Source organism: Falsiphaeobacter marinintestinus (genome assembly GCF_007923355.1).
In the GTDB taxonomy this organism is placed as follows: Bacteria; Pseudomonadota; Alphaproteobacteria; order Rhodobacterales; family Rhodobacteraceae; genus Phaeobacter_A; species Phaeobacter_A marinintestinus.
In genome coordinates, this window is sequence record NZ_VOGO01000003.1 from 75,482 (window position 1) to 93,452 (window position 17,971).

19 protein-coding genes are annotated in these 17,971 nt (G+C 59.3%); 13 read left to right on the top strand and 6 right to left on the bottom strand.

Translation table 11 applies throughout. The annotated features are described in order from the left end of the window. Window positions 1-50: 50 nt before the first annotated feature. Window positions 51-1,259 (bottom strand): glutaredoxin family protein, encoded by a 1,209-nt coding sequence (locus FOY56_RS07585; RefSeq protein WP_146345240.1) that lies wholly within the window; start codon window positions 1,257-1,259, stop codon window positions 51-53. Window positions 1,260-1,415: 156 nt separating this feature from the next. On the opposite strand from FOY56_RS07585, the gene FOY56_RS07590 reads away from it, so the two are divergent. The 3 genes from FOY56_RS07590 to FOY56_RS07600 all read left to right on the top strand — a co-directional run bounded on the left by FOY56_RS07590 (window position 1,416) and on the right by FOY56_RS07600 (window position 4,417). Then, window positions 1,416-2,285 (top strand): DMT family transporter, encoded by an 870-nt coding sequence (locus FOY56_RS07590; protein WP_146345241.1) that lies wholly within the window; start codon window positions 1,416-1,418, stop codon window positions 2,283-2,285. A gap of 81 nt (window positions 2,286-2,366) precedes the next feature. Continuing rightward, window positions 2,367-3,644, top strand: coding sequence for a phosphopyruvate hydratase (gene eno / locus FOY56_RS07595; protein WP_146345242.1), 1,278 nt, complete (start codon window positions 2,367-2,369; stop codon window positions 3,642-3,644). A gap of 86 nt (window positions 3,645-3,730) precedes the next feature. Beyond that, complete coding sequence (locus tag FOY56_RS07600) at window positions 3,731-4,417, top strand: haloacid dehalogenase type II (protein WP_146345243.1); 687 nt, start codon at window positions 3,731-3,733, stop codon at window positions 4,415-4,417. 7 nt (window positions 4,418-4,424) lie between these two features. Here FOY56_RS07600 and FOY56_RS07605 read toward each other — a convergent pair whose 3' ends face one another. Together FOY56_RS07605 and FOY56_RS07610 are read right to left on the bottom strand one after the other, a co-directional pair. Beyond that, on the bottom strand, window positions 4,425-4,874 hold the full coding sequence (locus FOY56_RS07605; protein ID WP_146345244.1) for a GNAT family N-acetyltransferase: 450 nt from the start codon (window positions 4,872-4,874) through the stop codon (window positions 4,425-4,427). Further along, window positions 4,871-5,812 carry a nucleoside hydrolase gene (locus FOY56_RS07610; protein WP_146345245.1) on the bottom strand — a complete coding sequence of 314 codons (942 nt, stop codon included), beginning with the start codon at window positions 5,810-5,812 and terminating at the stop codon, window positions 4,871-4,873. The genes FOY56_RS07605 and FOY56_RS07610 overlap by 4 nt, the downstream gene beginning before the upstream one ends. A gap of 112 nt (window positions 5,813-5,924) precedes the next feature. Between FOY56_RS07610 and FOY56_RS07615 the strand changes: the two genes are divergently transcribed. Both FOY56_RS07615 and FOY56_RS07620 read left to right on the top strand, forming a co-directional pair. Beyond that, window positions 5,925-6,800 carry a hypothetical protein gene (locus tag FOY56_RS07615; RefSeq protein WP_146345246.1) on the top strand — a complete coding sequence of 292 codons (876 nt, stop codon included), beginning with the start codon at window positions 5,925-5,927 and terminating at the stop codon, window positions 6,798-6,800. A 198-nt stretch (window positions 6,801-6,998) separates the two neighbouring features. Beyond that, window positions 6,999-8,399 (top strand): MATE family efflux transporter, encoded by a 1,401-nt coding sequence (locus tag FOY56_RS07620; RefSeq protein ID WP_146345247.1) that lies wholly within the window; start codon window positions 6,999-7,001, stop codon window positions 8,397-8,399. 23 nt (window positions 8,400-8,422) lie between these two features. On the opposite strand, the gene mazG is transcribed toward FOY56_RS07620, so the two are convergent. Continuing rightward, window positions 8,423-9,238, bottom strand: coding sequence for a nucleoside triphosphate pyrophosphohydrolase (mazG, locus tag FOY56_RS07625; protein ID WP_146345248.1), 816 nt, complete (start codon window positions 9,236-9,238; stop codon window positions 8,423-8,425). Window positions 9,239-9,303: 65 nt separating this feature from the next. Here mazG and FOY56_RS07630 point away from each other — a divergent pair, with 65 nt between their 5' ends. The 4 genes from FOY56_RS07630 to FOY56_RS07645 all read left to right on the top strand — a co-directional run bounded on the left by FOY56_RS07630 (window position 9,304) and on the right by FOY56_RS07645 (window position 12,872). Beyond that, on the top strand, window positions 9,304-10,479 hold the full coding sequence (locus tag FOY56_RS07630; RefSeq protein ID WP_146345249.1) for a M20 aminoacylase family protein: 1,176 nt from the start codon (window positions 9,304-9,306) through the stop codon (window positions 10,477-10,479). 12 nt (window positions 10,480-10,491) lie between these two features. Then, on the top strand, window positions 10,492-11,457 hold the full coding sequence (gene speB, locus FOY56_RS07635) for an agmatinase (protein WP_146345250.1): 966 nt from the start codon (window positions 10,492-10,494) through the stop codon (window positions 11,455-11,457). Then, entirely contained in the window at window positions 11,454-12,401 is a 948-nt protein-coding gene (gene speB / locus FOY56_RS07640) for an agmatinase (protein WP_146345251.1), read from the top strand. Before speB (FOY56_RS07635) ends, speB (FOY56_RS07640) begins: the two co-directional genes overlap by 4 nt. Before the next feature lie 69 nt (window positions 12,402-12,470). After that, window positions 12,471-12,872 (top strand): DUF1499 domain-containing protein, encoded by a 402-nt coding sequence (locus tag FOY56_RS07645; protein ID WP_246139438.1) that lies wholly within the window; start codon window positions 12,471-12,473, stop codon window positions 12,870-12,872. On the opposite strand, the gene FOY56_RS07650 is transcribed toward FOY56_RS07645, so the two are convergent. Further along, on the bottom strand, window positions 12,810-13,097 hold the full coding sequence (locus tag FOY56_RS07650) for a hypothetical protein (RefSeq protein WP_146345253.1): 288 nt from the start codon (window positions 13,095-13,097) through the stop codon (window positions 12,810-12,812). The two genes, FOY56_RS07645 and FOY56_RS07650, sit on opposite strands and share 63 nt — an antisense overlap. Before the next feature lie 145 nt (window positions 13,098-13,242). On the opposite strand from FOY56_RS07650, the gene FOY56_RS07655 reads away from it, so the two are divergent. The 4 genes from FOY56_RS07655 (at window position 13,243) to FOY56_RS07670 (ending at window position 17,093) form a co-directional block, all read left to right on the top strand. Continuing rightward, on the top strand, window positions 13,243-14,238 hold the full coding sequence (locus tag FOY56_RS07655; RefSeq protein ID WP_146345254.1) for a calcium-binding protein: 996 nt from the start codon (window positions 13,243-13,245) through the stop codon (window positions 14,236-14,238). Window positions 14,239-14,329: 91 nt separating this feature from the next. Then, a complete protein-coding gene (prfA, locus tag FOY56_RS07660) occupies window positions 14,330-15,385 on the top strand; it encodes a peptide chain release factor 1 (protein ID WP_146345255.1) in 1,056 nt (351 codons plus the stop codon). A gap of 17 nt (window positions 15,386-15,402) precedes the next feature. After that, window positions 15,403-16,215: a peptide chain release factor N(5)-glutamine methyltransferase gene (gene prmC / locus FOY56_RS07665; protein WP_146345663.1), complete on the top strand. Its 813-nt coding sequence runs from the start codon at window positions 15,403-15,405 to the stop codon at window positions 16,213-16,215. 233 nt (window positions 16,216-16,448) lie between these two features. Beyond that, window positions 16,449-17,093 carry a DUF4167 domain-containing protein gene (locus FOY56_RS07670; RefSeq protein WP_146345256.1) on the top strand — a complete coding sequence of 215 codons (645 nt, stop codon included), beginning with the start codon at window positions 16,449-16,451 and terminating at the stop codon, window positions 17,091-17,093. 41 nt (window positions 17,094-17,134) lie between these two features. On the opposite strand, the gene FOY56_RS07675 is transcribed toward FOY56_RS07670, so the two are convergent. After that, window positions 17,135-17,905 carry a hypothetical protein gene (locus FOY56_RS07675; protein ID WP_146345257.1) on the bottom strand — a complete coding sequence of 257 codons (771 nt, stop codon included), beginning with the start codon at window positions 17,903-17,905 and terminating at the stop codon, window positions 17,135-17,137. Window positions 17,906-17,971: the final 66 nt, after the last annotated feature.

Below are 17,971 nucleotides of genomic sequence, written 5' to 3' on the forward strand. Positions count from 1 at the left end.
GTCGCTGCCGTTTGAGAAAATTCGACGAATTTTCTTGCGCGTGTTGCGGGTCAGGCGAGCAGATCTGGCCGCAGTACCATGACTGCGCCCAGCACCAGCAGAACCACGCCGCCGATCAGATGCGCAGCGCGGGAATAGCGCCCGGTCGTCACCGCCGATCTGAGCGTCAGCATGGCGATGACAAACAACACCGCGTCATCCAGAAGAAACACCACGAGGTAGAGCAGGATATATCCGTAATGCTGGGCCGGGCTTAGGTCATGCATGGCCAGAACCTGCGTAAAAACCGCAGGAATTCCGGCGGAACAGACCAGTTCGATCAGGTTCACACCAATGGCCAGCATCGCGACTCCCAACGCTGCGACCAGCAGGCTGGGTTGTTCGACCATATGCCGGAACGCATCCGAGATGGTTTTTCGGTTCCCGGACGGGGTCACACGACAGATCCCTTCGGGGTTGGTCCAATAGTCGCGCAGGTAGTAAATGCCAGCACCGATTGCCAGCAGCCCGATGGCGATGCGCAGCCAGGCGACGGCGCCAATCCACAGGACAACATTCAGCCAGGCCGCCATCACCGCAAAGTACATCGCTCCGGTGGCCAGCAGGAACACCGCGCCCAGTGTCCACATCCGGCGCGTATCCCGGACCCCCAGAAGCAGACCGATCAGCAGGGCCAGAACCCACATTGCACAGGGGTTGAACCCGTCGACCCCGGCCAGAACGATGGTCACAAGCGGCAGGGACAACCCGTGCAGATCGACATCGCCAAGGATCGGCACCGATACGGCGTCGGGAATGTCGTTTACCGAGGGCTGTGCCGGGGGCTGTATTTGGGGTGCCCCATTGGGCACCGTCGTCGTGAAATCGGGGCAGGGACCCGCGCGACATTCAGCGATCATCCGGGCATAGCGGGCGACGCTGCGGCCATCGCCGGAGAAGCCCAGTGCGTGTTGATCTCCGATCACCACCAGCGGAACGGCAGGGGTTTCAATCTGGAAGTGGTCCACGGCGGCGGCGAACAGGGCATTGTTTTGCGCGGATATGCCCAATTCTACGGTGTTCAGGCGTAGCGCAGGGTTGGTCCGGGCCATGTCGTCAAGGGCGGCGCGGGCCTGTTTGCAAAATGGGCATCCTTCCTGCCAGAACACATAAGCCGTGACCTGGTCGCGGACCTCTGCCCGAAGCGGCGTCAGGCTGAGCAAAAGTGCCATCAACGTGCAGGCCAGCAGACCTAGGGGCAAAAGCAAACGCATCGGCATGATTGGCTCCGGTTTCATGGGGTTACCACTTGCTAACAGACGCACGACCCGGTGCTTTGATTGGTGTCAAACCGGGATTTCATACCGGGGGCCGACCCTTGCCGACTCGGCATCGGTCTGACATGGGCGGCGACAGCCCTTATTGACGGACCCCCAATGGAAAACCTGCGCGGTGCTGCCCTGATGACCCTGGCCATGCTGGGCTTTGCCATCGAGGATATGATCATCAAGATGATGGCCGGTGCTTTGCCGACCTGGCAGATCATCGGATATCTGGGGGCAGGTGGGGCAATGGTGTTTGCCGTGGCCACGCGGCTGCGCGGACAGCCGTTGTTCACCCGGGCCTATCTGGCCAAAGCGGTGGTACTGCGCAACCTGGGTGAGTTGATCGGCACGATGGGGTTTGTCACGGCCATTGCGCTGACGCCGATATCCTCGGCTTCGGCCGTGTTGCAGGCGACACCCTTGGTTGTGACGCTGGGGGCGGCGGTGTTTCTGGGCGAGCCGGTGGGCTGGCGGCGGTGGAGCGCGATCTGGGTCGGATTTTTTGGCGTGTTGCTGGTGATCCGGCCCTGGGACACACAGTTTGACGCCAATTTGCTGTTCGCGGTGCTTGCCGTTGTCTGTCTGGGCGGGCGCGATGTGGTGACCCGGCGGGTGCCGGGCGACATTTCGTCGTTTCAGCTGAGCTTCCTGGCCTTTTTGATGCTGATCCCGGCGGCGGGGATCTTGTCAGTTCTCAGCCCGCAAACCTATGTCGCCCCGACGCCGGCGCTGTGGGGCATGGCGCTGATGACAGTGGCTCTGGGGGCGTTGGCCTATTACGCCATCGTGGCGGCGATGCGGGTGGGCGAGGTTTCGTTTGTCACGCCGTTTCGCTATTCGCGGATGATCTTTGCGCTGATCGTCGGCGTCGTCATTTTTGGCGAACGGCCCGACGGGGTGATGCTGCTTGGGGCGGCCATTATCGTCGCATCGGGCATCTATACGGTCTGGCGTGAGCGTAAACATCGCGCTGCGGCCTGAGCGCCCCTTTTCCTTGCGCGCCGCGGGCGTTATGAGGCGCACAACCATTGCCCCAAATCCGTAGATCAAGGGATACGCACCATGAGCACGATCATCGACATTCACGCACGCGAAATTCTGGACAGCCGGGGCAACCCGACCGTCGAAGTCGACGTTATGCTGGAAGACGGCACCATGGGCCGCGCTGCCGTGCCATCGGGCGCATCGACGGGCGCGTATGAGGCCGTTGAAAAGCGGGATGGCGACAAAAGCCGGTACCTGGGCAAAGGCGTGCTGGAAGCGGTTGCAGCCGTAAACGGCGAGATTGCCGAAGAGCTGGTCGGGTTTGACGCAACCGAGCAGGTTGCGCTGGACAATGCGATGATCGAACTGGACGGGACCGACAACAAGGGCCGTCTGGGTGCGAACGCGATTCTGGGCGTGTCGATGGCGGTGGCCAAGGCGGCCGCTGATTTCACCACCCAGCCGCTGTTTCGCTATGTTGGCGGCACATCGGCCCGGGTTCTGCCAGTGCCGATGATGAACATCATCAACGGCGGCGAACACGCCGACAACCCGATCGACATTCAGGAATTCATGATCATGCCGGTCGCTGCGGACAACATCCGCGACGCGGTTCGCATGGGGTCCGAAGTGTTCCACACCCTGAAAAAAGAGCTGTCGGCAGCGGGCCTGTCGACTGGGATCGGCGACGAAGGCGGGTTTGCCCCCAACATCGCCTCGACCCGAGAAGCGCTTGATTTTGTGCTGAAATCGATTGAAAAGGCAGGATACAAGCCGGGCGAGGAAATCTATCTCGCGCTCGATTGCGCGGCGACGGAATACTATAAGGACGGCAAATACGTCCTGTCCGGTGAAAGCAAAACTCTGTCTTCGGATGAAAACGTCGCCTATCTTGAAGCGCTTGTGAACGACTATCCGATCATCTCGATCGAAGACGGCATGTCGGAAGATGACTGGGACGGCTGGAAAGCTCTGACGGACGTTCTGGGCGACAAGGTGCAGCTGGTTGGCGACGATCTGTTCGTGACCAACCCGGTGCGTCTGGCCGAAGGGATCGAGCGTGGCTGCGCCAATTCGATGCTGGTCAAGGTGAACCAGATCGGCACGCTGACCGAAACGCTGAAAGCCGTCGATATGGCCCACCGCGCGCGGTATACCAACGTGATGTCGCACCGCTCGGGCGAAACCGAGGACGCGACGATTGCCGACCTCGCCGTGGCGACCAATTGCGGTCAGATCAAAACCGGATCGCTGGCGCGGTCGGACAGGTTGGCCAAGTACAACCAGCTGATCCGCATCGAAGAAGCGTTGGGCGAAATTGCCGAATACGCGGGTCGGTCGATCCTGAAAGGCTGAGGTTTTGCAGGCCGGCCGGAAATCCGGCTGGCTGTCTGACAAAACCTCGCTAGATTGGCCGGGACCCTGAGGCAAGGAGCCCGGCCATGATCAAGGCTGCCATTTTCGACGTCTTCGGAACCTGTGTCGACTGGCGATCATCCGTTGCGCGGGATGTCAGGGCAATACTGCCACAGGTCGATGCGCCCTCGTTTGCCGACGCTTGGCGGGATGAATATGATCCGGCGATGGCCCGTATCCGGGATGGCGCGCGGGGTTATGTGCCACTGGATGATCTGCATCTTGAAAACCTTGATCGGGTGGCTGCCGCGTTTGGTGTCGATGTGCCTGATCCGACCGGCCTGAACCAAGCTTGGGAGCGGCTGGATCCGTGGCCGGATGTGGTTGAGGGGCTGAAAAACCTGAAACATCAGATGATTATTGCGTCTTGCTCAAACGGATCTATCGGGTTGATGACCCGACTGGCGCGCTATGGCGGGTTGCCGTGGGACTGTATCCTGGGGGCCGAGTTGGCACAGGATTACAAACCGCAGCCTGCGGTTTACCTGGCAAGCTGCGCGGCCTTGCGTCTGCCGCCCGAGGCCGTTGTGATGGTCGCGGCGCATAATAACGACCTGCACGCCGCCCGGGCGGCCGGGCTGAAAACCGCATTTGTTCCGCGACCGACCGAGCATGGGCCTGGTCAGGCGATTGATCTTGAGCCGGAAGCCGACTGGGATTTGGTCGCGGGCGATTTTATCGATTTGGCACAGCAGCTTGGGTCTGGATCCTGAACCCGAGTCAAAGCTTTTTCGACATCAGTATATAGCGTTCGCGCGGCTTGAACTTGGCCCGTTCATACAACCGTTTCGCAGGGTCGTTATCGCGATCGACCTCAAGGTGCAGGGCTTTCAGGCCCGCGGCCGCCAGCGCCTTGGGCAATTCGAACAAGACGTTGCCGGCAATGCCGCGGCCCCGCACGGCACGCCGTATGAAAATCTCGTCGATAAACCCGTCCATGCCGCCGAATTCGACCGACCAACCGAAGGTGACGATGACATAGCCCAGCGGCGCACGGGCCGGGCCGATCAGGTAGATGCAGCCGTGGGGAATGCCTTCGAGCAGGGGGATGAGGGCGGCGCGTCGGTCTTCATCGGTGCTGACCAAGCCTTCTTCGGCATGAAAAGCGGTGACAAGGGCCAGAACCCGGTCAAGATCTTCGGGGCGCGCAAGGTGCAATGCAGTGCTCATAACCGGCCCAGCCGGTCGGTCAGAAGGTCAAAGAATCCGTCGGCATCGACATCGCCCATGAACATCGCGTTTGGCGCGCGGTCGGTGACGCGCCACCAGTCAGCGACGGTCATGCCAAGGGTCAGGTCGGACCGGGTTTCGATTTCGACATTCACATGGCGCCCGGTGAACAGATCGGGCCGGAGCAGATAGGCGATCACGCAAGGGTCATGCAGCGGCGCACCGGTGGAGCCGTATTTTTCCTTGTCGAACCGTTCAAAGAAATCCGTCATTTCCGCCACGGCGATGCCAACCGGCGTGCCAAGGGCGCGGAACCTATCATTGCGTGGCTTGGTCACCAGCGCCTTGTGCGTGACATCCAGCGGCATGACAGTAACTTCGACGCCTGACTTAAACACAATATCAGCGGCTTGTGGGTCAACATAGATGTTAAATTCGGCTGTCGGCGTGATGTTCCCAACCTCAAAATAGGCACCCCCCATCAGAACGATCTCGGCCACGCGGTCCATGATATCGGGGGCTTTTTCAAAGGCCATTGCGATGTTGGTGAGCGGGCCAAGCGGGCAGAGCGTCACGGCACCTGAATCCTCGCGACGAACGGTGTCGATGATGAAATCAACCGCGTGGTCCTGTTGCAGGGGCATGACAGGATCGGGCAGCACAGGCCCGTTCAATCCGGTTTTACCATGCACATGTTCAGCCGTGACCAATGCGCGCCCCAGTGGACGGTCGCATCCGGCATAGACCGGGACATCGGGTCGCCCGGCCAGTTCGCAGACGATGCGGGCGTTTTTCGACGTCAGCGGGAGCGGCACGTTGCCGGCAACTGCGGTGATGCCCAGAACGTCGATGTCTTCCGGGCTGGCCAGAGCCAGCAGTATAGCGACGGCGTCGTCCTGACCGGGATCGGTGTCGATGATAATCTTGCGAGGGGTCATGGCGCGCTTCCGTTCTGGCATTTGGTGTCTGGATAGCGGATTCGAATGGCCTTTGACATTGCGTTTCTTCAGGGGGTGAGGAAAGGTGCCGAAAACCCGGGGTCGTGCGTAAATGTCAAACAAGGTTCATGTTCATATCGGGGCGCATCGCACCGGGACAAGCTCGTTCCAGTTGTGTCTGGATGTGAATCGCGACGTGATCCGCGCCGCCGGATATCGGGAAGGGTTTCCATCGCGCGACGGGGTGTCATCGGGCCAGTTGTCTTTGCGTCTGCCGCAGCCGCGTCACAAGGAAATCGAAGAGTTCCTGCCGCGCATTCGCCGTCAGGTCGCACGCGATCCTATGAATTATCCGACGCATCCAATTGTGATATCAGAAGAAAATATCATCGGCGGGTTGTTTCACTTTCAGCAGGGCCAGTTTTATCCGGCGGCTGAAAAACGGTTTCGCACGCTAAATACCGCGCTTGAGACCACGCCTGAACATGCGTTGATCGTCGTGCGCGACTATGGCCCGCTTTACGTGTCCTGCTTTCGCCAGCGGGCGGTTGACCGCAAGGTGGGTAATTTCCGCGACGCGGTGCCACATTATCTGGCGATGGATCGCGGCTGGCCAGAGCTTGTGACGGCGATCCGATCCGTGTTGCAGCCGCGCCACCTGACCGTGGTCCGGTACGAGAACCGGGGCGAAAGCCGCAAACTTTTAAGCCTGCTGGTGCCGGATCTGCCCGTTGATCAGCTGATTGAACCCGAACGCACGCTGAACGTGCGGGGAACGGATGCGGCGATGATCGCCTTGCAGAAACGTTATGAAACCGGCGAAGACATGTCGCGCTGGGATCGACGCAAGCTGTTGGAAGATATGGCAGGCGATACCCGAAATCTGGGCTTTGCTGAATTTACGGATACCGAAGCCAAGGCGTTAAGCCTGCGGTATCAGCAGGATCTTGAGCGGCTCGCGGACATGGATGGGTTTACGTTGATCTGATGGTATTGTTCGGTCTTGACGCTTTTTCGAGATTGATCTAGCCAGGGGGCAGGGTACAGACGCCCGCCGCCCGCTGGCCATATGGCCCCGGTAAAGATCTGCTTACAGAAATTTCTTGTCTTCCTCGCTTGTCGCGCGGATTGCAATGCGGGCCCTTTCCACTTCTTGCGCGATCCTTGTGACCTGGGAGCTTGAAGTATGACCGTTTCACCAACCAATACGTTTCTGACGGGGCCGCTTGGCCCGATTTATCTGAAAACCGCCTTGCCTATCATTTTCGTCATGGGGATGAGCGGGCTGTTATCCGTGGCTGATGCTTTGTTTCTGGGGCATTTCGTGGGCCCCGAGGCTTTGGCGGCTGTGACCCTGATGTTCCCGATTTATATGCTGATCGTGTCGCTGGCGACGCTGGTATCGGGCGGCATGTCCAGTCTGCTGGCCCGCCATCTGGGTGGCAACCGGACAGAAGAGGCGGGCGCTGTGTTTGCCGGGGCGCATGGGCTGGCGCTGGCGGCGGCTGGCCTGTTGATCGTCGGGTTTCTGGCGATTGGCGAGCATGTTGTGCATCTGGCCGCAGGCGGGTCTGACGCGTTGGCGGCCATGGGGCTGACATATCTGCGGATTACCATCTTTTGCACCCCGCTTGTGTTCATCCTGTCGGTCAATTCCGACGCGTTGCGCAACGAAGGCCGGATCGGATTCATGGCCGCGATGAGCCTTTTGGCGTCGGTCGCCAATATCGGGTTCAACTATGTCTTGATTGGCGTGTTTGAGATGGGAGTCGCCGGATCGGCCTATGGCACGGCGCTGGCTCAGGCTTTGGCGTTTGCGATCATTCTGGGGTTTAGGTTGAACGGGACCACAGTGTTGCGGCCCGTTACCGTTTTGCAGCACCGTCTGACCTCTGACTGGCGCGGCATTCTGGCGCTTGGGGCACCGCAAAGCCTGAATTTCATCGGTCTGGCGCTGGGGTCGGCGGTGGTCATGGCAACGTTGCAATGGGTTCGAACGCCCGAGTTCGAATACACGATTTCGGCCTATGGGATCATCACCCGCGTGCTGACGTTTGGATTCTTGCCCCTGTTGGGGTTGTCGCACGCCATGCAGACCATCACCGGGAACAATTATGGCGCTGAGGGGTGGCAGAGGTCGAACATCAGCCTGCGCATCGGCCTGACGGCGGCGCTGATCTATTGCGGCATTGTTCAATTTGCGTTGACGGTTTGGGCGCCGCAGATCGGTGCGATGTTTGTCGATAATCCGACTGTCATTGATGAGGTCGCACGCATTCTGCCGATCATTCTGACGCTGTTTTTCATCGCCGGACCGTTAATGATGATTGCGACACATTTTCAGGCCATCGGAGATGCGCCCTTGGCCGCGTTGCTGGGGCTGACCAAACCCTATCTGTTTGTGATTCCACTGACATTTGGGTTGGCCGTCAGTCTGGGCGAGCCGGGTATCTGGGCGGCAGGACCAGTTGCCGAGGCGTTACTGCTGTGTCTGACGGTGCTGGTGTTGATCAGAACGCAACGCAGCCGAGGGTTGCGGTGGGGCTTGTTTCGCACGGACTTTGAAAAGGCCCTTGTGAGGCGGTGATTGGCAAACCGGGACGGGCGGGGTTACGCCCGCTCGTCGCGTTTGGCTTCGTCCCACAGCGCGTCCATTTCGGCAAGATCACTGTCGGACGGGGTCTTGCCGCGGGCGGCCAGTTTGCTTTCGACCGCTTCAAAACGGCGAATGAACTTGGCGTTGGTGCGGCGCAGGGCGGCTTCGGGTTCGACCCCCAGATGGCGGCCCAGATTGGTCACGACGAACAAAAGGTCGCCGAATTCATCCTCGATTTCATCCGCGCTCAGGTTGTCGCGGGCATCGATCAGTTCTTGCGATTCCTCGGCGATCTTGTCGATGACATGGCTGGCATCGGGCCAGTCAAACCCAACGCGGGCGGCGCGTTTTTGCAGTTTATAGGCACGCAGCAGGGCGGGCAGGTTGGATGCGACCCCGTCCAGCGCGCCTTTCTGCTCGATACCGGCGCGTTCGGCGGCCTTGATCGCCTCCCAATCACGGGTCTGCTGTTCTGCGGATTTATCGCGCGATTCGTCGCCAAAGACGTGAGGATGCCGGGCCACCATCTTGTCCGAGATCTTTTGCACGATGGATTGGAAGGTAAACCGCTGATCCTCGGCGCCCATCTGGGCGAAATAAACCGCCTGCAGCAGTAGATCGCCCAGTTCGCCCTCAAGTTCGTCCCACTGGCCGCGTTCGATCGCGTCGGCAACTTCGTAGGCTTCTTCAATGGTATAGGGGGCGATGCTGGCATAGGTCTGTTCGATGTCCCAGGGGCAGCCGGTATCCGGGTCGCGCAATCGGCGCATGATTTCCAACAGACGGTCTATTCCAGCGTCCTTGTCGTGGATCAAAGGGTCTTCGGCCATTGCGGTGCCTCTCGTTCCGGTGTCAAATTGCATGAATCACCGAGCAGCCCGCAGGAGTCCACCCCATGCCCGTCGTCAATCGTATCGCAGACTACGCACCACAGATGACCCAGTGGCGACAGCATTTGCACCAGATCCCCGAACTGGCGCTGGACTGTCATGAGACGGCGGGCTTTGTTGCTGACCGACTGCGTGAATTTGGCGTTGATGAGATTCATGAGGGTATCGCGACCACGGGGATTGTCGCGATCATCACCGGGCAGGGCGACGGGCCGACCATCGGGTTGCGGGCCGACATGGATGCTTTGCCGATGTCTGAGGAAACCGGGCTGGACTATGCGTCAGAACGGCCCGGCAAGATGCACGCCTGCGGGCATGATGGACACACGACAATGCTGTTGGGCGCGGCGAAATACCTTGCCGAGACGCGCAATTTCACCGGGCGCGTCGCGCTGATCTTTCAGCCTGCCGAAGAAACGATTGGCGGTGCGCGGATCATGGTGGAAGAGGGCATCATGGATCGGTTCGACATCGGTCAGGTCTATGCCATGCACAATGTTCCCGGGGTCGAGCCGGGGACGTTCTTTACCGCGCCGGGGCCTGTGATGGCGGCGGTCGACACGTTCCACGTTCACATCAAAGGTGTCGGTGGCCATGGCGCGACCCCGCATGAAACCAAGGACCCGGTGATGGCGGCCTGCGGGATTGCGCAGGCGATCCAGACCATTGTCAGCCGCAACCATTATGCGCTGGATGATCTGGTGGTCAGCGTCACTCAGATCCATGCGGGAACGGTTGATAACGTGATCCCGGAAACTGCCTATCTGAACGGAACCGTGCGCACCTTTGACCCTGCCGTGCAGCAGATGGTGATGGAGCGGATGAAGACCATCGTTGCCGGGCAGGCGGCCAGTTACGGGGTTGAGGCTGAATTGGATTATGAGGTCGGATACCCCGCCACCGTCAACAACGCTGACAAGGCCGCGTTTGCGGTTGAGGTTGCCAAAGGCGTGTCGGGCGATGACCGCGTTGTGGGCGATGCGGGCCGCGTGATGGGGGCCGAGGATTTTGCATATATGTTGCAAGCCCGTCCCGGGGCCTATGTCTGCATCGGGCAGGGGGATAGCGCCGGGCTGCACAGCCCGGAATACAACTTCAACGACGAGATCGCGCCGGTGGGGGCCTCGTTCTTTGCGCGATTGGTCGAAACCGCGCAACCGATTGCCCGTGTGGCAAAATAGGAAGGCACTGACATGGCTCAGCAAAGTGATGTGGCAAATATCGTCGACGAAGCGATCACGCGGGACGACCTGAAAGGTCTGTCGCTGGAGGCGTCTTATGCCGGGGTGTCGTCGTTTATGCGGCGCAAATACACCAAGGATCTGACCGGGGCGCAAATTGCCGTAACCGGGGTGCCGTTTGATCTGGCCGTTTCAAACCGGCCCGGAACACGGCTGGGCGCGCGCGGGATTCGCGAGGCATCGAACTATCAACCTTACGAAAACCCCTATGGCTGGCCATTTGGCGCGCTGACGGATCTGGCGATTGTCGATTATGGCGATGTGGCATTTGATTATGCCAAGATCCAAAGCTTTCCGCCCGCGTTGACCGACCATATTCGGGGCATTCTGGAGGCCGGAGTGGCGCCTGTGTCATTGGGCGGGGATCACTATGTGACCTATCCGATCCTGAAAGCGTTTGCCGAGAAATACGGGCCGATCTCGCTGTTGCAGTTTGATGCGCATACCGACACATGGGCCGATGATGATCCGGACCGAATTGATCACGGCACGATGTTTTACAAGGCGGTGAAAGAGGGGCTGGTTGACCCCGCGCATTCCGTGCAGGTCGGCATCCGCACCACCAACGAAGACACGATGGGCGTGCACATCATCGACGCGGCCGAAGTGCATGAACTGGGCCCGGTCGAAACCGCCAAGCGGATCAAACAGATCCTTGGCGAAAAGCCGGTTTATCTGACCTTTGATATCGACTGTCTGGATCCTGCCTTTGCGCCCGGCACCGGCACACCGGTCTGGGGTGGTCTGAGCAGCGCACAGGCATCGCGGATCTTGCGCGAGATCGCCGGGATCAACATCAAGGGTGGCGACGTGGTCGAAGTGTCGCCTCCGTTTGATCCGGCGGGCATCACTTCGGTCGCAGGGGCCCATGCGGCGATGGCGATCATTTGCCTTCTGGGATGGAACATGCGGGCATGAGCGACTTCAACCAACCCCTTGGCGGCAATGAACTGGCCCGGTTTTCCGGCCCCAACACGTTCATGCGGTTGCCATCGGCCACTGATCTGACCGGGCTGGATGTGGCCGTGCTGGGCGTACCAATGGATATCGGAACGTCGTGGCGGTCGGGCACGCGGTTTGGCCCAAAGCAGATCCGGTCTGAAAGCGCGATGATCCGGCCCTATAACATGGCGACGGGGGCGGCGCCGTTTGACAGTTTGCAGGTTGCGGATATCGGTGATCTGGCGATCAACACGTTCTCGTTGGCCGACAGTTTGCGTATCATTCAAGACAGTTACGCCTCGATCCTAAGCCATGATCTGATCCCGGTGGCGATGGGAGGTGATCATTCGATCACCCTGCCGATCCTGCGGGCCATCGCGGCGAAACACGGGCCGGTGGCCCTGATCCATGTCGATGCCCATGCGGATGTAAATGATGAGATGTTTGGCGAGCGGGAAACCCACGGCACCGTGTTTCGCCGCGCCTATGAAGACGGATGCCTGATCGCCGACAAGGTCTATCAGGTCGGTATTCGCGGCACCGGCTATGCCGCAACCGATTTTGCCGAGGCGCGGGGCTGGGGGTTTCAGCAATTCCCGGCGCACGAGCTGTGGCACCGCAGTCTAAGCCCGTTGGGTGCGGAAATACGTCGCGATATCGGCGATAGGCCCGTCTATGTGACCTATGATATTGATTCCCTTGACCCCTCGGTTGCGCCGGGCACGGGCACGCCGGAAATCGGCGGGCTGATGACGCCTCAGGCGCTGGAACTGATCCACGAACTGAGGGGGCTTAACATTGTGGGCTGCGATCTTGTCGAAGTGTCGCCGCCATATGATCCGTCGGGCAACACCGGCCTGACGGCGGCTAATCTGTTGTACGAGTTGCTTTGCGTTCTGCCGGGTGTGGCATATCAATAGCGGACCCGGCACCTGCCCGGACCCGCGCGGGGGAAAAAGGGCAGACCTGGAACAATGGAAAGAACGGCGATGGTAATCTGGATCATTGTGGCGCTGGTGTTTGTGGTTGGCGGATACATTCGGTTGGCCCCAAGCGACCCTGCGCGCTGGCATGTCGAACCCGAAGTCACCGAGAACCGCGAGATGCCCAATGGCGTATTGCGAATCGCGACCACAGGCCCGGACGGGTTGGAACGGTTCAACGAAGTGGCATTACAAACCCCGCGCACGTCGGTCGTGTCGGGGTGGGTCAGAACCGAACAGGTTACTTACGTCACACGCAGCAAAATCTGGGGATTTCCCGATTACACAACCGTAAAGCAGGATGGCGACCAGCTTAAGATCTATGCTCGGGCACGGTTCGGGCGGTCAGATTTTGGCGTAAACGCTGCGCGTGTTGATGGCTGGCTTAAGGCGATCGAGGCGCGATGACATACAGCCTTCCTGCACTTCGCGCCACATCGGCACGTTCAGGGACATCTGGCATTGCGCCGTAAAGGCGCGGCCATCGACATACAGACAAATCATTTCGCCCAGTTCGACCCGGCTGCCAGATTTGTCGGTGCAATAGCAATCCTGCACCTTGCCGCCCGGGCCGATGACATCGGCATAAACAGGGCTGGCCAGGGCAGCCAATATCGCAACAAGTCTCATCATAGGTGGATTCTAACGCAGACAAGCGGATTGGCCAAGGATTTTGCGGCTCACTGGGCCCGACTGGCGAAGGGCCGCCGCAAATGAAACATTGAAGGAATCTGGCTTTTTCGTTATGGTTCAATCTTTATTTTAAAGGAAATTTGTTATGCTGACTGAATCCGTTTATGAAAACGTTGTTGTCGTTGCCGCAGGCGAAATTCTGAATGGATTTGGCGCAGCCGGATATGCCGAAGATGCGCCGACTGCCTTGATCAATTATGGGCATATATCCGAAATCACAGCGCCAGAGGCAATTTATCTTGACGGTTTCTATGCCGGCTTCGAAATCGACAACTATGGCACTATCAGCGAAGGCGGCTATGCGATGCATGCCCGTTACGCGCCAGTCCACCTGAATAATTACGGTGAGATTTACGGGGATTTCTATCTGGAATCGTCGCCTATTGTTGTCGTCAACTCGGGCGTGATCGAAGGTCAAATTTATGCAACCGACATACTTATTCTTGGACCGGTGAAGATCGAGAACAGCGGCCTGATATCGAGCCCGGACTCGTACGCAGTGATATCCGGCGGCAGATTCATCCGCGATGTCATCGAGAATTCGGGCGTAGTCGAAGGGGACATTTACACGTGGGGCGGAAGCGACTGGGTGTTCAATGACGCGGGCACCATTGATGGAACCGTCTATCTTGGCGATGGTCACGACATTTACCGCGCCGTGGAAGGTGTCGTCACGGGCGACGTGTTGGGCCAGAACGGCAATGATGAGCTCACCGGTGGTAATTCGGACGACCGTTTGTCGGGCGGCATCGGTCGCGATGTGATTGATGGCGGTGCCGGGAATGACCATCTGATGGGCGGACGTCATTTTGACATTCTGACAGGTGGCGAAGGTCGAGATGTGTTTGAATTTCAGCGTGGTTATGGCGGCGAACATATCACCGATTTCGAAAACAACAGGGACACTCTGTTGCTGGACGAAGGCATCTGGGGCGGCGGGTTAAGGCCAGCGCAGCTTTTGGAGCGGTTTGGCTCGACCACTGATGGCGTGACGCAGATTGATTTCGGCGGTCGTGACGTGATCACGCTGGACGGGATCGACGATTACCGCCTGCTGGCCAATGATATCGTGTTTGGCTGAGACACCGTGCCTTTAAACATACGGGCAGGGGCCGGGCGCAAAAGCGCGGCGGCCCCTTGACCAAAGCCGCGCGATATCCGACACCCTGCGGATGGTTCCAGAGCAACGTCTTCATCAGATTACCCAGCGGTTTCAGTATCTCGAAGCGGCGATGGCCGATGGCGTCAGCGGTGCAGACATTGCGGCGTTGGCCAAGGAGTATTCGGATCTGCGTCCGGTGGTGGAACAGATCAGCGCCTGGCGGGTTTTGGTGACCGATCTGGAAGAGGCCGAAGCCATGCTGGACGATCCTGACATGCGCGAACTGGCCGAAGAAGAGATCCCGCTGTTGAAAGCGGCGATCCCTGCGGCCGAGCATGCGTTGCAATTGGCGCTGCTGCCCAAGGATACGGCCGACGACCGGCCCGCCATGCTTGAGATCCGCCCCGGAACGGGTGGTGATGAGGCGGCGTTGTTCGCGGGTGATCTGCTGCGCATGTATCAACGCTATGCCGAAGCGCGCGGTTGGAAGGTCGAGATCATCGAAGAACAGGCCACCGAATTGGGCGGCATCAAGGAAGTCGTGGCCCGGATCACTGGTGACCGGGTGTTTGCCCGGTTGAAATACGAATCCGGTGTGCACCGGGTGCAGCGGGTTCCGACAACCGAAAGCGGTGGGCGCATTCATACCTCTGCGGCCACCGTCGCGGTGTTGCCCGAGGCCGAAGACGTCGACATTCACATCGATCCCGGCGATATCCGGATCGATACCATGCGCGCCTCGGGCGCGGGTGGGCAGCATGTGAACACGACCGATTCTGCGGTCAGGATCACGCACGAGCCCAGCGGGATCGTGGTGACAAGTTCCGAGAAATCGCAGCACCGCAACCGCGAGATCGCCATGCAGGTGCTGAAGACCCGGCTGTTCGATCTGGAACGTCAGCGTGCCCATGACGAGCGTAGCGCCGATCGGGCAGCACAGGTTGGGACAGGGGATCGGTCAGAACGGATCCGGACTTATAATTTCCCGCAAGGCCGGATGACAGATCACCGGATTAATCTGACGCTCTATAAGCTGGATCAGGTGATGCAGGGCGATCTGGACGAGGTGATTGACGCGCTGACCGCTGACGCACAGGCCCGCATGCTGGCCGAGATGGGCACGTGAGCACGGCAGCCCAGGCTATGGCGTCGGCCGCAGCGCGCCTGCGGGCCGCTGGCGTGGCCGACCCGGCGCGCGATGCACGGGTGCTGTTGGCCCATGCCGCCCGGATCGAAGCGTCGCGTGTGACCCTGATCGCACCCGAGGCTTTGGCCGAAGAGGTCGAGGACCGCTATGAACAACTGATCGCACTACGGGCCGTTCGCGTGCCGGTGTCGCATTTGCTGGGCGAGCGGGAGTTTTATGGCCGCCGGTTCAAGGTCAGCCGTGAAGTGCTGGATCCGCGTCCGGAAACCGAGATTCTGATCGAAGCGGCATTGGCGGAACCCTTTGATCGGGTTCTGGATCTGGGGGTCGGGTCGGGCTGTATTCTGGTTACGTTGCTGGCAGAAAACACCGGTGCGCAGGGCGTCGGTGTGGATCTGAGCGAATCCGCCTGCCTGCAGGCCAGCGCCAATGCGGTGCTGCACAGGGTCCAGGACCGCGCACTAATCATACAATCGGATTGGTTCGGTGCGGTCGACGGGTGTTTTGATCTGATCGTTTCAAATCCGCCCTACATCGCCCAGCACGAAATGGCCGGGCTGTCAGAAGAGGTGCGTCGTCACGAACCCGAAATGGCGCTGACCGATTACGGCGACGGGTTGGGGGCATATCGCCGGATCGCCACCGCAGCCAGAACACATCTGGCGCCCAAGGGGCGATTGTTGGTCGAAATAGGACCGACGCAAGCCCGGGATGTGACCGCTATTCTTGCGGCACAGGGGTTCGACGACCTGCGGGTTATTCCCGATCTTGATGGCCGGGATCGGGTTGTTTGCGCGGACATTTCCTGAAATCGGCAACACTCGGCTTTGAAAAATCGCAAATATGACCGATATCCGAGAAAAAATCATCAAAACCCCTTGTCTGAGGCTGTTGGACGTGGTTATTCGGAGGGGTCGCTCCGGCAGACGCTTTTACAGCGCGCGAGTGGCATTAAGCCCAAAAAGTCCGGTTTCTGTCGCACACAACGCAGTCTGCGTATGACGGATCAAGGGACAGTGAAGACAAGGCTGACACTAGATAAATGAGATCTTCTAAATCACGTTCGCGGTCAAAATCGAACCGCAACCGGCCCACATCGGGCAATGTCGTCAACCGGGTCTTTGACAGCTCCGGTCCCGAAGGCAAGGTGCGCGGTACGCCGCAACAAATCATCGACAAGTACAATCAGTTGGCACGCGATGCGCAGCTGTCCAATGATCGCGTTGCGACTGAGAACTTTCAGCAGCATGCCGAGCATTACTTGCGGTTGCTCAGCGATGCGCAGCGCGAGCAGGACGCCCGCCGCGAAGATCAGGAACGCCAGAACCGGGAACGCCAGGCCGAACGCGACCGTGAACGGCAGGACCGTCAGGAACGCGAAGCAGCGGCCCCTGCGCCTGCGCCTGCTGCTGCGCCCATTCCGGTCGAAGATCCCGCCGCGTCCCCACAACCGGATGTGCTGGATCTGAGCGAAGCGACGGATAGTGACGACAACGGTCTGGTGGAAACGCCCGAAAGCAAGCCGAAGAAACCGGCATCGGCCCGCAAACCGCGTTCGACCGCGTCGCGCAGCAAAAGCCCCAAGGCCAGCAAGCCGAAGGACACCGGCGAAACGGCTCAACAATCGGCCCCAGACGCACCGTCAGAAAAGCCCGGACCGGATGATTCCAAAGCGGCTGCTGAGTAATCTCAGCGGCCGTTGCCGGGTTCATACGCTTTGTGAATTTCCTAGAACATGAGGATCTGAATGGCGTTCCCGCGCACGTTTGTGGGGCCGATCATCTGCCGAACGGGCTGACCGCTGTTCTCCAGTTTCTGTCGCACCAGCTCGGCCTGTTCCTCACTTCCTTCGGCAAAAACCACAAACGTATCTCCGGGTCGCGCTGATCGCGCGAGATTCGTTTCGGTCAGATCGCTTTCGCGTCTGGCGACACCCGCCCCATTCTTTGTCAGATACGTTTCCAACTGGCGCGCCTGATCAAGGCGACCGGATCGATAAAACACCGAAATCGCCTGTCCAAGAAGCGGCGGATCCACTTCGGGCGCGGAAGGGGTCACGCGCGTCTGACTTTCCAGCGCAGACACGCGTTTCAGCAATACGGCGACTTCCTGATGTAGGGATTTTGTCTCTGCCGAACGCTCAAGCTCTTCTCCACGCTCTTCACAAATACGTTGCGCAAATTCGCTGTCGCGCGACACCAGGTCAATTTCCATCTGGGCGGCCGCAATTTTCGAAACCACGGGAAGCGCGATAAGGAGACAGCCAGCAATCAGCAAAAGCTTGAAGTTGGAGTCACTGAGCGGCGACGGAAACGCGTGATCCTTGGCCAATCGCCCGACAAATGTCGCAAGAACCGCCAGAGTCAGGGCGATAAAACACCCAATCCCGGCCCATTTGGCCCACTCAAAAGCGCCAGCATCAAACCCTGCTCGGCTAAGTGCTGTGATACATTCCTGAATAAATGCCGTTGTCGGGTCACCAATTGAAGAACCATTCATAAGAGTATCCTGAAATCAATTATCTTAATATGAATTCAGAATAGCATAAAAAGCCGATCAATGCAG